The sequence below is a fragment of the Chachezhania sediminis genome (assembly GCF_009765275.1).
GTDB classification, from domain to species: Bacteria; Pseudomonadota; Alphaproteobacteria; order Rhodobacterales; family Rhodobacteraceae; genus Chachezhania; species Chachezhania sediminis.
Window position 1 is genome coordinate 176,717 of the sequence record NZ_VOPH01000002.1, and the last position, 13,281, is coordinate 189,997.

At 64.6% G+C, this 13,281-nt stretch carries 14 protein-coding genes; 6 read left to right on the plus strand and 8 right to left on the minus strand.

Going from position 1 to position 13,281, the window contains the following annotated elements; genetic code table 11:
* Positions 1-10 precede the first annotated feature (10 nt).
* From FQK05_RS05775 to FQK05_RS05785, 3 genes are all read right to left on the minus strand, one after another.
* Positions 11-1,288 (minus strand): TRAP transporter large permease, encoded by a 1,278-nt coding sequence (locus tag FQK05_RS05775; protein ID WP_158964963.1) that lies wholly within the window; start codon positions 1,286-1,288, stop codon positions 11-13.
* Positions 1,288-1,821: a TRAP transporter small permease gene (locus tag FQK05_RS05780; RefSeq protein WP_158964964.1), complete on the minus strand. Its 534-nt coding sequence runs from the start codon at positions 1,819-1,821 to the stop codon at positions 1,288-1,290. Before FQK05_RS05780 ends, FQK05_RS05775 begins: the two co-directional genes overlap by 1 nt.
* Before the next feature lie 76 nt (positions 1,822-1,897).
* Positions 1,898-2,875 carry a TRAP transporter substrate-binding protein gene (locus FQK05_RS05785; RefSeq protein ID WP_158964965.1) on the minus strand — a complete coding sequence of 326 codons (978 nt, stop codon included), beginning with the start codon at positions 2,873-2,875 and terminating at the stop codon, positions 1,898-1,900.
* Positions 2,876-3,028: 153 nt separating this feature from the next.
* On the opposite strand from FQK05_RS05785, the gene FQK05_RS05790 reads away from it, so the two are divergent.
* From FQK05_RS05790 to FQK05_RS05805, 4 genes are all read left to right on the plus strand, one after another.
* Entirely contained in the window at positions 3,029-3,784 is a 756-nt protein-coding gene (locus tag FQK05_RS05790) for a FadR/GntR family transcriptional regulator (RefSeq protein WP_233270396.1), read from the plus strand.
* A gap of 62 nt (positions 3,785-3,846) precedes the next feature.
* Positions 3,847-4,752: a 5-dehydro-4-deoxyglucarate dehydratase gene (kdgD, locus tag FQK05_RS05795; protein WP_158964966.1), complete on the plus strand. Its 906-nt coding sequence runs from the start codon at positions 3,847-3,849 to the stop codon at positions 4,750-4,752.
* Positions 4,749-5,882 (plus strand): mandelate racemase/muconate lactonizing enzyme family protein, encoded by a 1,134-nt coding sequence (locus FQK05_RS05800; RefSeq protein ID WP_158964967.1) that lies wholly within the window; start codon positions 4,749-4,751, stop codon positions 5,880-5,882. Before kdgD ends, FQK05_RS05800 begins: the two co-directional genes overlap by 4 nt.
* Positions 5,883-5,885: 3 nt before the next feature.
* On the plus strand, positions 5,886-6,758 hold the full coding sequence (locus tag FQK05_RS05805; RefSeq protein ID WP_158964968.1) for an amidohydrolase family protein: 873 nt from the start codon (positions 5,886-5,888) through the stop codon (positions 6,756-6,758).
* Here FQK05_RS05805 and FQK05_RS05810 read toward each other — a convergent pair.
* A complete protein-coding gene (locus FQK05_RS05810; RefSeq protein ID WP_158964969.1) occupies positions 6,755-7,705 on the minus strand; it encodes an AraC-like ligand-binding domain-containing protein in 951 nt (316 codons plus the stop codon). The genes FQK05_RS05805 and FQK05_RS05810 overlap by 4 nt on opposite strands.
* A 158-nt stretch (positions 7,706-7,863) precedes the next feature.
* Here FQK05_RS05810 and FQK05_RS05815 point away from each other — a divergent pair, with 158 nt between their 5' ends.
* Positions 7,864-8,892, plus strand: a complete 1,029-nt coding sequence (locus FQK05_RS05815; protein ID WP_158964970.1) for a carbon-nitrogen hydrolase family protein — start codon at positions 7,864-7,866, stop codon at positions 8,890-8,892.
* A gap of 54 nt (positions 8,893-8,946) precedes the next feature.
* A complete protein-coding gene (locus FQK05_RS05820) occupies positions 8,947-9,612 on the plus strand; it encodes a pyridoxamine 5'-phosphate oxidase family protein (protein WP_158964971.1) in 666 nt (221 codons plus the stop codon).
* Positions 9,613-9,616: 4 nt separating this feature from the next.
* On the opposite strand, the gene FQK05_RS05825 is transcribed toward FQK05_RS05820, so the two are convergent.
* From FQK05_RS05825 to FQK05_RS05840, 4 genes are read right to left on the minus strand one after another with little or no spacing between them, the layout of a single operon-like run.
* Complete coding sequence (locus FQK05_RS05825) at positions 9,617-10,342, minus strand: SDR family NAD(P)-dependent oxidoreductase (protein WP_158964972.1); 726 nt, start codon at positions 10,340-10,342, stop codon at positions 9,617-9,619.
* Positions 10,339-10,818, minus strand: a complete 480-nt coding sequence (locus FQK05_RS05830) for an aromatic-ring-hydroxylating dioxygenase subunit beta (RefSeq protein WP_158964973.1) — start codon at positions 10,816-10,818, stop codon at positions 10,339-10,341. Before FQK05_RS05830 ends, FQK05_RS05825 begins: the two co-directional genes overlap by 4 nt.
* Positions 10,815-12,167 (minus strand): aromatic ring-hydroxylating dioxygenase subunit alpha, encoded by a 1,353-nt coding sequence (locus FQK05_RS05835; RefSeq protein WP_158964974.1) that lies wholly within the window; start codon positions 12,165-12,167, stop codon positions 10,815-10,817. Before FQK05_RS05835 ends, FQK05_RS05830 begins: the two co-directional genes overlap by 4 nt.
* A gap of 13 nt (positions 12,168-12,180) precedes the next feature.
* A complete protein-coding gene (locus tag FQK05_RS05840; RefSeq protein ID WP_233270397.1) occupies positions 12,181-13,128 on the minus strand; it encodes a PDR/VanB family oxidoreductase in 948 nt (315 codons plus the stop codon).
* Positions 13,129-13,281 lie beyond the last annotated feature (153 nt).

A 13,281-nucleotide genomic window follows, 5' to 3' on the forward strand; every position in this document is an offset into this window, starting at 1 on the left:
GGCGGTCTCCCTATTTCATCAGGCTTGGCAGGAACATCGAGATCGCGGGCACATAGGTAACCAGCACCAGCGCCACGAGGATCGCAAGGTAGAAGGGCCAGATCGTCCTGACCGCCTGTTCGATCCGGACACCGCCGACGACGCAGCCCACGAACAGGCAGGCGCCGACGGGTGGCGTGCACAGGCCAAGGCCAAGGTTCATCATCAGGATCACGCCGAACTGGATCGGGTCCATGCCCAGGTCCACAACCACGGGCAGGAAGATCGGCGAGCAGATCAGGATCAGCGCGGCCATGTCCATGATCATGCCCAGAACCAGCAGGATCAGGTTCAGCATCAGCAGGATCACGAAGGGATTGCGGCTGATACCGGTCACGCTGGCGGCCAGGAGGTCCGGCACCCGGTAAAGCGCCAGCAGGTAGGCAAAGGCCGATGCGGTCGCGACCAGCAGCATCACCAGCGCCGTGGTGCCCACGGCGGACATGACGGCGCGCTTGAAACCCGCCCATGTCAGTTCGCGATAAACCAGCGCCGTGACAAGGATCGCATAGATCGCCCCGAAGGCACCGGATTCCGTGACCGTCATGATCCCCGACAGGACGCCGCCCACGATGATGATCGCCGTCATCAGCCCGGGCAGCGCCACCACGAAGCTAAGCGCAAGGGACGGCCAGCCGGGAAAAGGCTCGGACGGATAGCCGCGCTTGACGGCGACGATATAGGCCACGACGCCAAGGCACAGGCACATCAGGATGCCGGGCACGATCCCCGCTATGAAGAGTTGCGAGACCGAAACGCCGCCGGCGGCGACCGCGAACAGGATCATGTTGTGGCTGGGCGGAATGACCACGCCGGCGACCGATGATGTCACGGTCACGTTCACAGCGTAGTCGGCGTCGTATCCCTTTTCCTTCATCACCGGCATCAGGATCGAACCCAGGGCCGATGTATCGGCCACGGCCGAGCCCGAAATCCCGCCGAAAAGCATGGAGGAGGCGACGTTGACCACCCCCAACCCACCCCTGACGCTGCCAACGGCGGCCGATGCCAGCCGGACCAGCCGCACGGCGATCCCGCCCTGCAACATCAACTCGCCCGCGAAGATAAAGAACGGGATGGCCAGCAGCGAGAAGACAGAGATGCCTGACACGACCCGCTGGAAGGCCACGAAAAGCGGCAGCCCTTCGTAAAGAAAGCCCGCCACGGTGGCTACGCCCAGCGCAAAGGCCACGGGCACACCGGCGATCAGGCAAAAGAAGAAAAGCCCGAAGAGGATAAGCAAACCCATCAGTCGCGACCCTCGGCCAGGCGTTTGAAGTAGTCGGCCAGGTGGGCCAGCGAGAACAGGACGCAGAGCACGCCGAATACGGCCATCGGGATCGCGCGCCAGGCTTCGGAGATGTCGAGCATCGGCACCATGCGCGGCCATGTCTTCTGGGCCAGGCCCCAGCCCTGCCAGGCCATGACGGTTCCGAAGAAGATCATCAGAAGAATGCTGACCAGCCGCAGGATCTCCTTCGGGACGCGGGGCATCATTTCGCGCACGAAATCGACCGACAGGTGCGATCCGCGCCAGACACCGACCGCACCGCCCAGAAAGACGATCCAGACGACCAGCAGAAGCGCCGCCTGTTCGACCCATGTGGGCGTGTCGTTCAGGACATAACGCCCGAAGACCAGCCAGCCGAAGATGACGATCAGCGTCACCATCTGGATCCCCGCCACCGTGAGGCAGAGCCGTGCGATCACATCGAGGATCCGGTGGATTGCGCCGCGGGGCAGATCGGCCCCCGCCGGCAAGGTTGCAGTGTCCTGCGCCATCTTCGGCTCATGTCTCTCATGTCAGGCACCCGGCGGCATCAGGGCCACCGGGCGCGATGTCATCGGGATGAAAGGATCACTCGGTCGTCTGGATCGCGGTCACGATGACGACCATGTCCGGGTTCTTGGCCAGGAACTGGTCATAGACCGGCTTCATCGCCGCCTGGAACGCAGTCTTGTCGTCGACCTCGTTGATCGTGGCGCCTGCGGCCTCGACCTTCTCGCGGCTGACCTTCTCGCGCTCGGACCACAGTTCACGCTGGGTCTCCGCGGCCTTCACGGCGGCGGCCTTCACGATTTCCTTGTCCTCGTCCGACAGGGCATCCCAGGCCACGGTCGACACGCACAGGCATTCCGGAATGATCAGGTGGTCGGTGATCGAATAGTACTTGGCCACTTCATAGTGGTTGGAGCTGTCATAGGACGGATAGTTGTTTTCCGCCCCGTCGATCACGCCGGTCTTGAGGGACTGATAGACCTCGGAATAGGCCATCGGCGTCCCGTTGCCGCCCAGATTGTCGACCATGTCGACGAACAGCGAATTGTTCATCACCCGGATCTTCATACCATCCATGTCGGCCGGCGACGTGATGGCATGCTTGGTGTTGTAGAAGCTGCGCGATCCGCTGTCGAACCAGCTGAGCGCCACGAGGCCTTCCTTTGCCAACTCGTCCGAGAATTGTTGCCCGACCGGCCCGTCCATCACACGGTGCATGTGGTCGATGTTGTTGAAGATGAACGGCAGCGACATCACGTTGGTTGCCGGCACGATCTGCCCCATCGGCCCCATGTTGAAGTTGGCGAACTGCAGCGCGCCGTTGCGGACCTGTTCGATCGCGTCGGGCTGCGCGCCCAGGATCCCGTTGTGGAACACCTGCGCGTCCACCCGGCCGTCGGTTCCTTCGGTCACGTCCTTGGCGAACTGGTCCAGGGCCACGCCGTTCGGATAATCCTCGGGGTGGATGTTCCACCCCCGCCAGGTCGCCGCATCGGCACTTACGGTGGCAGCGCCAAGCGCCAGAGCCGCCGCGACGGTCAGTGTGCTGAACTTCATCGCTATTCCTCCCCTATCAGGAATCATTCGATTTCCCGGCGTCATAATATAAATTGCAGAAAAGCCGTCAACTCATATTATAACTTGGGCCAGCCTTCCTTGACAGCCTACCGGAAATAAGGACCATTGGGATGGAAAAAGGCGGAGGAAACGGTGGAAGACAGCGGAGCAGCCAGCACCATGCGCAACAAGCGGGGCAATCTTGTGGCACAGGTCAGCGACGATCTGCGGCAATCGATTCAGGCGGGGAAATTCCGCACCGGGGACAAACTGCCCTCCGAATCGAAGCTGACCGGGCTTTACGACGTGTCGCGCACCGTGATCCGCGAGGCCATCGCCGCCCTGCGGGCCGACGGGTTGGTGGAACCGCGTCAGGGGGCCGGCGTCTTCGTGACCGAACCCGTCGCGCGCGACGCAAGCCCCTTTCAGGCCATTGATTTCAAGAAGATATCGTCGATCATCGAAATGCTGGAGCTGCGCGCCGCGGTCGAGATCGAGGCAGCAGGCCTTGCCGCCCAGCGCCGTTCGCCCGCGCAGGAAGAGGCGATTCTGGCCGCCCACCAGGACATCCTGGCCCTGATCGCGCGCGCGGAACCCACGGTCGCGGCCGATATCGACTTCCACATGGCCATTGCCCAGGCCACGAACAACCCGCGCTTCCCTGAATTCGTTGGCTTCATGGGCCGCGAACTGATCCCCCGCGCGGCCCTTCAGGACAACAGCACCGACCTACGCACCGACCCCGCCTATCTGGCCCGCATCGCAGAGGAACACGCCCAGATCGCCACCGCGATCGCCGACGGCGACCAGATCGCTGCGCGCCGGGCCATGCGAGACCACCTGAAGGGCAGCCAGCAGCGCTATCGCAACCTGATCCGGCGCAGCGCCCAGGACTTGTCACTCAACTGATTGACACTTGTATGATGACTTTGCTATCCCCCGATCAAAGACATCACAGCGAGGCGCGGCCAATGGACCCTCAAACCCTGAAATCGGCGCTTGGTGCCGGCCTTCTTTCGTTCCCGGTCACCCCGTTCGACGCCGACGGCGAATTCAACGAAGGTCCCTATCGCGAACATGTGGAATGGCTGTCGGGCTATCCGGCCAAGGTCCTGTTCGCGGCCGGCGGAACGGGCGAGTTCTTCTCGCTGTCGCCGGACGAGGTGCCGACCGTGGTCGCGGCGGCCAAGGCGGCATCGGGCGACACACCCATCGTGTCGGGCTGCGGCTATGGCACGCGGATCGCGGTCGACATGGCGAAGGCGGTCGAAAAGGCCGGGGCCGACGGCATTCTGCTGATCCCGCACTACCTGATCGACGCGCCGCAGGAGGGGCTTTACGCCCATATCAAGGCGGTCTGCGATGCGGTGGGCATCGGGGTCATGGTCTATAACCGCGACAACTCCATCCTGAGGCCCGACACGCTGGCGCGACTTTGCGATGCATGCCCGAACCTGATCGGCTTCAAGGACGGGTCCGGCGACATCGGCCTGGTGCGCGAGGTGACCGCCAGGATGGGCGACCGGCTGATGTATCTCGGCGGCATGCCCACGGCGGAACTGTTCGCCGAGGCCTATCTGGGCGCGGGTTTCACCACCTATTCGTCGGCTGTCTTCAACTTCGTCCCCGGGCTGGCCATAGAATTCTACGACGCGCTGCGCGGCGGCAACCGCGGGCGCTGCGAGGAGATCCTGAAGGATTTCTTCTATCCTTTCATGGCGATCCGGAACCGGGAAAAGGGCTATGCCGTGTCGGCCATCAAGGCGGGCGTCAGGCTTCAGGGCTTCGATGCGGGTCCCGTCCGCCCTCCCCTCTCCGACCTTACGGGCGAAGAGACCGAGATGCTGACCGCGCTGGTGGCGCCCTACAAACGATGAAAATCGCGGCCGTTCACACCCATCTTCTGGACCACAAGCTGGACGTGCCCTTTGAAAGCGCGTCCATGCGGTTCGACCGGCGGACCCATGTCCTGGTCGAGGTCGTCTGCGACGACGGCACCACGGGCTGGGGCGAATGCCTGGGCCCGGCACGGCCCAATGCGGCGGTGGTCGCGGCCTATGCCGGCTGGCTGGTGGGCATGGACCCGCTGGAGACAGAAAAGATCTGGGTCACGCTCTACAACGCTTTGCGCGACCAGGGCCAGCGGGGGCTGGCGGTCACGGCGCTATCGGGCATCGACATGGCGCTGTGGGACATCAAGGGCAAGCATTTCGGCGTCCCGGTTTCCACCCTGCTGGGCGGGCGGTTCAGGGACCGCGTCCGGGCCTATGCAACCGGCAGCTTCAAGCGCGACGGCGTCGACCGGGTGGAAGACAATGCCAACGAAATGGCGGGCCACAGGGCCGCCGGTTTCCATGCGGCGAAGATCAAGATCGGCTTCGACGTGGCCGAGGATCTGCGCGTGATCCGCGCCGTGCGGGACGTCATGGGCGACGACATGCGCCTGATGATCGACGCCAACCACGGCTATGACACCATCGAGGCGGTCCACCTGGGCCGCGCCGCCGCCGAATACGACATCGACTGGTTCGAGGAACCGGTCCTGCCGGAACAGCTGTCCGCCTATCGCGAGGTGCGCGCCGGCCAGCCGATCCCCATTGCGGGTGGCGAGACCTGGCACACACGATGGGGCATGAAGGAGCCGCTGGAAACTCGCTGCGTCGACATCATCCAGCCCGATCTGGCGGGTTGCGGCGGCTTTACCGAAGCCAAGCGGATCATGGACATGGCCGCGCTGAATGGCGTCCGGCTGGTGCCCCATGTCTGGGGCACGGCGGTCCATATCGCGGCGGCACTGCAGTTCATGGCCGCCCTGGTCCCGAACCCGCCACGGGTAAACCCGGTGGAACCGATCGTGGAATTCGACCGCACCCCGAATCCGTTCCGGCAGGCCATCGTGACCGCCCCTATCGAGCACGAAAACGGCTGGGTCGCGATCCCCGACGGCCCTGGCCTGGGGATCGAGATCGACCGGGCCGCCCTGAAAGAGTTCGCCCCGAAAGACTGACCCATGATCACCCGCAAGCTGACCGGTGCGAAGCCGGCGATCACACTTCCACCCGGGGCGGTCGACTGCCAGACCCACATGTACCTGCCGGGCTTCCCCGCGCTTCCGGGCGGACCGCCGAACCCGAAGGGCGACCTGCCGACACCCGCGCAGTACCGGCAGGTCATGGACTGGCTGGGCATCGACCGCGTCGTGATCACCCAGGGCAACGCGCAGCAGGGCGACAATAGCAATCTGTTGGCCTGCCTGGCCGAAATGGGCGACATCGCCCGCGGCGTGGCGGCCATCACAGGGCACACGTCGGATGCAGAGATGACCGCGCTGTCGGATGCCGGTGTCGTGGGCGCACGGATCATGGACCTGCCCGGCGGCGCCGTGGGCCTGGACGCGCTGGAAGCCGTCGGCGCGCGGGCCGGGGCTTTCGGCTGGCTGATGGCGGTGCAGTTCGACGGCAGCGCCATCGCCCGGCACGCGGACCGGCTGGCCGCCATCGGGACGAACTGGATCCTGGACCACCACGGCAAGTTCTTTGCCGGCGCGACGCCCCACAGCCCCGAGGTCGATATCGTCAAGCGCCTGATCGACCGGGGCAATTGCTGGTTCAAGTTCGCCGGCTGCTATGAAAGCACCCGCACCGGCGGCCCGGATTTCGAAGACATCGCCGCGGTGGCCCGGGAAATCGCGTCCTATGCGCCGGACCGGATCGTCTGGGGCACCAACTGGCCCCACAACCTGGCCCAGACGACCGGGGACTATCCCGACGACGGCGCCCTGCTGGACACCGTCCTGTCGTGGTTGCCCACCGATCAGGTCCGGGCGCAGGCCCTGGTGAAGACACCGCAAGCGCTGTTCGGTTTCCCTGCCTGGACGGCCTAGTGCCGCTGGCGATAATCGCGCGGCGTGCAGTCGAACTGCCGCCGGAAGGCGGAGGCGAAACCGTCGAGGTTCCGCACCCCGTGGCGCAGCGCGATGGCGGTGATGGACAGGCCCGCAAAGCGCGGATCCCGCAGGTCTGACGCAATCCGGACCATCCGCGCCTGCCGGATGACGGCGGAAATCGAATAGCCCTCCTTCTGGAACAGCTCGTTCAGGCGGCGCACCGACAGGCCCAGCGCCGAGGCCACGCGGACGCGGTCCAGATCCGGATCCGACAGGGTTTCATCGATGAAGACCCGTGCGCGGTGTAGGATTGTCTGTTCCGGCAGTTTCAGGTCGGCGTCGCCGCCCACCAGCGTGGCCAGCCCGGTAGCGACAAGATCGGTCAGCGACTGTTCCAGATGCCCGGCCACCAGCGGATCGGCCTGTACCAGGCTTTCGACCAGCATCAGGATCGACCGCGACACCGCCGCCGTCATCGGCCCGTCCGCGGCCACCCGGCGCCCGGTCAGGTGATCGGCCCCGGGCAGCCGGTCCAGCAGGGCGGCCCGCGGGATCTGGATCACCAGTTGCCGGAACCCGTCCGGCAGCCGCAGCTGATAGGGTGCCGTGCTGGAATAAAGTGCAAAGTCCCCTGGGCTCAGGTCCGCCACCCGTGCCCCCTGCTCCACGACCCCGCATTCGTGCATCTGCAGGCTGACCAGGAAACTGTCCTCGGCCGCGCGGCGGATATCGGTGGGGCGGCGGGTGACGACCTGCGCACTGCCCGACACTTGCGACAGGATCACCTTCGACAGCCCGGTCAGCGCGATGGAGCCGGTGAACATCTCCGACCGTGCCGGCGCGTCGCAGCCCAGCCGGACATAGCTGTCGCAGACCGCCTCGCGCCAATAGGCCAGGCGATCCTGCGGGCGGACGTCGTCGGTGTTGTAGAGCCTGTGTTCCACGCTGCGAACTCTCCCGCCCCGCAGCATACGCGAATCGGCCCCACCCGGCAAAACCGAAGCGTACCGCCCAAAAGCGGGGGCGATTACGCCCAGATCCACGGGACAGAAAACAGGCAGTCCCGCAGCATCCGCCACAGCAATCGACAGGAGGATTGAAGATGACAGGACCGTTCAAGGTGGCCGCAGTACAGGCGGCCCCGGTGTTCATGGACCTTGATGCGACCATCGCCAAGGCCGTGGACCTGATCGACGAGGCCGGCGCCAAGGGCGTGAAGCTGATTGCCTTCCCCGAAACCTGGGTGCCCGGCTATCCTTGGTGGATCTGGCTGGACGCACCCGCGATGGGGCTGGGGAACATGGTGCCCTATTCCATGAACTCGTTGGTCGCCGGCAGCCCCCAGGACATGCTTCTGGCCGAAGCGGCCAAGCGTAACGGCATCCAGGTGGTCATGGGGCTGTCCGAAAAGATCGGCGGATCGCTTTTCATGTCGCAATGGCACTATGGCGCGGATGGAGAGACGATTTCGCGCCGGCGGAAGCTGAAGCCCACCCATGTCGAACGCACCGTCTTCGGCGAAGGCGACGGCAGCGACATGGCGGTCAAGGACACGCCGCTGGGCCGGGTCGGTGCGCTGTGCTGCTGGGAACATCTGCAGCCGCTGAGCAAGTACGCAATGTACGCGCAGAACGAACAGATCCATGTCGCCGCCTGGCCCAGCTTCAGCCTGTATCTGGGCGCGGCCTATGCGCTGGGGCCGGAACTGAACACGGCCGCCAGCCAGATGTATGCGGCCGAAGGCCAGTGCTTCGTGCTGGCCGCCTGCGCCACCGTCTCGCAAGCCATGGTCGACTTCATGTGCGACACGCCGGTGAAGCAGCAATTCCTTCAGGTGGGCGGCGGGCACGCCAACATCTTCGGGCCCGACGGTGCGCCGCTTCTGCCCTTCATGGATCCCACGGCGGAGGGCCTTCAGATCGCCGAAATCGACCTGGCCGCCATCGCCGTCGCCAAGGCCGCCGCCGATCCGGCGGGGCATTATTCACGCCCCGATGTCTTCCGGCTGATGTTCAACGACAAGCCCGCGCCCAGGGTGATGAGCTTTGCCGACGGGTCCGCAGCCGTGGCCGAGGCGGAAGAGGCTGCCGCCGCCGCCCAGATCGCGGCCGTGTCCCACGCGGCCGAATAGGCGCATGGTCCGGGGCTGCCCCCGGCCCCGGACCCGACAAGGAGGTACAAGAACATGCTGACGGCAGACGACTTCTATACCGATGCGGAACGCGACCTGCAGGCCGCCCATGACAGCCGGTCTCTGGCCGACGTTGTCGTGCAGGCCATCGTCCGGGACGAGATGGAGCCGCCCAACATCGACTTCATCGCGTCCCGCGACTTCTTCTTCCTGTCCACGGTGAACGACAGGGGCGAACCCACGGTCAGCTACAAGGGCGGCGCGCCGGGTTTCGTGAAGGTGCTGGACGCGAACACGCTGGTCTTCCCGAACTTCGACGGCAACGGGATGTTCAAGTCTATGGGCAACATCGCCTCCATGACGAAGATCGGAATGCTGTTCATCGACATGGAGACCCCGAACCGCGTCCGCGTGCAGGGAGAGGCGACACTGTCGACCGATCCGGCGGACCTGGCGCTTTATCCCGGGGCGAACATGGTGGTGAAGGTGACGGTGACGTCCTGCTTTCTGAATTGCGCGCGTTACATCCACAAGCACACGCGGGTCGAGGCGAGCCCCTACGTCCCCGACGCCCAAGGCGATCAGCCCTATCCGGCGTGGAAGCGGATCGACATGGTGCAGGACGCCCTGCCGGAAAAGGACCGCGGCAAGGCCGACGCCCATGGCGGGACGATCACCATGGACGGCTATGTCGAACGGCTGATGGCCGGGACGTCCTGACCCGTCAGATCTGCAGCGATCCGATGGAGGCGCCGCCACAGACATTCAGCACCTGACCGGTGATGAACCCGTTCGCGGGGTCGCAGAAGAACAGGAAGGCGCGGGTGATATCTTCAACCGTGCCGATCCGTCCCACAGGGATGCGCGACGCCAGAGCCTCCTGTTGGGGGCTGCCCTTGGGGATCACGCCCCAGAAATTGTCGGTCAGGACAGGGCCCGGGGCCACCACGTTCACGGTGATCTGGTGCGGCGCCAGTTCCAGCGCCCAGGTCCGTGCCATGCCGATCATACCGGCCTTGGTCGCGGAATAGGCCGTCCGCGTGGGCGCGCCCAGCGCCGCGCGGGACGAGGTGAAGAGCACCCGCCCGAACTGCCGTTCCTTCATCGCTGGAAGGAACGCCTGCAACAATTGCAGCGCCGCGCCCAGATGCAGCTGCGCCAGCCCGGTGATGTCCTCGGGCTTCGCATCCTCGACCAGGTTGGGCCAGATCACGCCCGCATTGTGGATCAGGTGCGTGACCTGGTGCCGGCTGGCGATGTCCGCGGCCACCGGGGCCACGACGGCCGGGTCCAGCAGGTCGCAGGCCAGGTATTCCAGTTTCGGATGTCTGAATTCGGGTGCCACCAGGTCCAGCACGACAACGGTATAGTCCTGTTCCAGCAGCCGCTGGGCCAGGTCGCCGCCGATGCCCTTGGCCCCGCCGGTGATGACGGCCGTGTAGCCGGTCATGGCAGCAGCTGGATGTTGCCGAAGGCCGCGTCGCAGTTCAGGATGTCCACCCGTTTCTGCGCGATCTTCAGGGCACCGTCCTGCAGTACAAGATCGTGCCGCGCGGTGACCGCCAGCAGGAACTGGTCGTCCAGCCGCGTTTCGACATAGTGCATCTGCGTCGTCACCACGTATTTCCCGGCCTCGTCGTCGATCAGGTCGACATAGGGCCGCTGGATCACGTGATGGCAGCGGCTTTTCGGCTTCTGGCTGAAGGTGCGGGCGCCCTTCAGACGCTCGATCCGCAGGCGCAGCATGAACTGGTCTTCCCACATCAGCGAGGTTTCGTGGATCGGATCCGCCTGTTTCCAGTCCAGTGGCATCCAGTACATGCCGTCCGCCGTCCACAGCGCCATCCAGTCGTCATAGCGGCCTTCGTCCAGCATCCGGACCTCGTCATAGACGAAATCGATCAGGTCGTCCTTCGACACCGTCATTCCGCGGCCTCCAGCACTGCCGCGTCGTCGGGCATCGTCGCGATCATGAATTTCACCCAGGCGTGGAACTGGTTGCGCATCTGCCGTTCCGTCGTCCCGTTCTCGACTGCCTCGTGGTCGAAATCTTCCTCGTCCCCGGGATAGAGCCGCTGGACATTGACCCATTCCAGCCCGTCCGAGGCCAGGCCTTCCTGCGCGCGCTCGTACATCTCCAGATCGTCGTGCCCGACGATCGAGGTGGGCGCGTTGATCATCCGGTTGTACATCGCCGTGCGCGCGACCAGCTGGTCGGGTGCGTCGACCAGGCGATAGATCCAGCTTTCGACCAGCGTCTTGTCCGGGCCAAGGGGGATGAAGTTCCGCAGCTGCTGGATCGGGCCCTTGATCATGATGTTCGGGAAATAGACCGTGTTGTGCCGGTTCTCGCCCAGGATCGCCTTGGCCTTCTCCTCGCCATAGGCCTCGACCATCTGTTCGAAATAGCCCGGGATCGCGGAATAGTCCGAGTGGATGGAATGATGCACGCCCGTGTGCCCGTGGCCATTGGGCCAGGTGCGGATGCCCATGTCCTCGAAGAATTCGTAGGGGCTCATGAAGGGGGCGATGATCTCCATCGCGGGGGGCTTGGGGCCGTCCTTGGGCAGGCCCAGCTCCTCGAAGATCTGAACTGCCGTCCCGGCCGAACTTTCATGCGCGACCATCGGGTGGCAGGTGTCGGTCTGGTTCTCGACCAGCATCTTCCAGTTGCACTTGTGCATGTAGCGCAGCGGCTGGCCCACGACCTCCAGCCTTCCGGCAGGCGAACGGTCGACCATGTTGTCGAAACTGGAGAGAGAGCCGCCGAAATAGTCCTCGAACCCGATGCCCTCTTCCGCCAGGCGCGCGAAGACGAAGCCACGATAGTTCATGACGGCGCCCACGGCCTTCATGCCCTTGGAATTCTCGGTCTTCTCGAATCCCGTGTCTGCGTAGCCCTTCTTCAGCGGGATCGCCAGAAGGCAGCCGTCGGTCTTGAAGGACCAGGCGTGATAGGGGCAGCGGAAGAACTTGCCGGTATTGCCGTTGCGGTCGATGGCGATCTTGGTGCCCTTGTGGGGGCAGCGGTTGTAGAGGACCTTCACCTCGTTATCCGTGTGCCGCACCATGATCACCGGCTGGTCGCCGATCTGGGTCGTGTAGTAATCGCCCTTGTTCGGCACCTGGCTGTCGTGGCCGACGAAGACCCAGGTGTTGGCGAACAGGTGCTTCATCTCCAGCCGAAAAAGCTCGTCCGAGATATAGACGTCGCGGTGCACCTGTTCGGGCGTCACCAGGGCTTCGATGTCGTTCCTTGTCCGGTAGGTGGTCATCCTGCCCTCCGCATCAGAGATCGAGTTTCAGTCGGGGCGATTTCGCGCGGCTCACGCAGATCTGCATGACCGCGTTGCTGGCGCGCTCCGCGTCCGTCAGCACCACGTCGCGGTGGTCGGGAATCCCGTCCAGGACATCCGTCTGGCAGATGCCGCAATCGCCGCGCTGGCAATCGTAGACCAGATCCTCGCCCGCTTCTTCCAGCACCTCGATGATCGTCCGGCCCGCCGGGATCGTGTAGACCTTGCCGGAGGACGCCAACTCGACCTCGAAGGCGGTATCGCCATCCTGCTCGGCGGCGGATTCGAACAGTTCGAAATGGATCTGGTCCGGGGCGAAGCCCCTGTGTTCGGCGGCGGTCTTCACCGCCTCGATCATGGGCTTCGGGCCGCAGACATAGATGTGTGTCGCGGGATCCGCCGCGTCGATCAGGGCGGCCACGTCCAGTGGGCCGCCGGCCTCGTCATCGCGGTGCAGGACCACGCGGTCGCCATGGGCCCCGGTCAGCGCATCGACAAAGGCGCCGGCACCCGCGTTCCGCATGGCATAATGGAAGGTGAAGGCGCGACCGTCGCCGGCCAGCGCGGTCGCCATGGAAATCATCGGCGTGACCCCGATGCCGCCCGCGATCAGCAGCGACGGCGCATCGCTGTCGGCCAGCGGGAATTCGTTCTTCGGCCCGGTCACCTCGACCGTGTCGCCTTCTTTCAGGTCGTGCATGAACCGCGACCCGCCAGTGCCCGGATCTTCCAGCCTTATGCCCAGACGATAGGCTTTCGGCGCGGCCGTCGACCCGTCCGTGTCGATCAGGCTGTAATGCCGGGTCGTGCCATCGGGAATCGTCACCTCGACATGGGCGCCGGGGGTGAACGGCGGCAGGATGCTGCCATCCGGTGCCTCCAGCACGACCGAGCGAATCAGATCCGCTTCGGCAACCGTCAGGCGAACCTTCAGTGTCATGGCCGGCATTTGTCTGGCTGTCCCCCTGGCTTTTCGGCTGGCGTCCGAGGCCCGCTCAAATCTCGGGCACCTCGATGCTCAAAGCATGAAATAGCATGTAATAAGCTGTCAAGATTTAAGTCCAAAAAGTTGAGATTTCATATTTTGAGATTG

Bases quoted from the DNA above. Each gene is read 5' to 3' on its own strand.
- FQK05_RS05775 (WP_158964963.1), bottom strand. From the start codon at position 1,288: ATGGGTTTGCTTATCCTCTTCGGGCTTTTCTTCTTTTGCCTGATCGCC.
- FQK05_RS05780 (WP_158964964.1), bottom strand. From the start codon at position 1,821: ATGGCGCAGGACACTGCAACCTTGCCGGCGGGGGCCGATCTGCCCCGC.
- FQK05_RS05785 (WP_158964965.1), bottom strand. From the start codon at position 2,875: ATGAAGTTCAGCACACTGACCGTCGCGGCGGCTCTGGCGCTTGGCGCT.
- kdgD (WP_158964966.1), top strand. From the start codon at position 3,847: ATGGACCCTCAAACCCTGAAATCGGCGCTTGGTGCCGGCCTTCTTTCG.
- FQK05_RS05800 (WP_158964967.1), top strand. From the start codon at position 4,749: ATGAAAATCGCGGCCGTTCACACCCATCTTCTGGACCACAAGCTGGAC.
- FQK05_RS05805 (WP_158964968.1), top strand. From the start codon at position 5,886: ATGATCACCCGCAAGCTGACCGGTGCGAAGCCGGCGATCACACTTCCA.
- FQK05_RS05815 (WP_158964970.1), top strand. From the start codon at position 7,864: ATGACAGGACCGTTCAAGGTGGCCGCAGTACAGGCGGCCCCGGTGTTC.
- FQK05_RS05820 (WP_158964971.1), top strand. From the start codon at position 8,947: ATGCTGACGGCAGACGACTTCTATACCGATGCGGAACGCGACCTGCAG.
- FQK05_RS05825 (WP_158964972.1), bottom strand. From the start codon at position 10,342: ATGACCGGCTACACGGCCGTCATCACCGGCGGGGCCAAGGGCATCGGC.
- FQK05_RS05830 (WP_158964973.1), bottom strand. From the start codon at position 10,818: ATGACGGTGTCGAAGGACGACCTGATCGATTTCGTCTATGACGAGGTC.
- FQK05_RS05835 (WP_158964974.1), bottom strand. From the start codon at position 12,167: ATGACCACCTACCGGACAAGGAACGACATCGAAGCCCTGGTGACGCCC.
- FQK05_RS05840 (WP_233270397.1), bottom strand. From the start codon at position 13,128: ATGACACTGAAGGTTCGCCTGACGGTTGCCGAAGCGGATCTGATTCGC.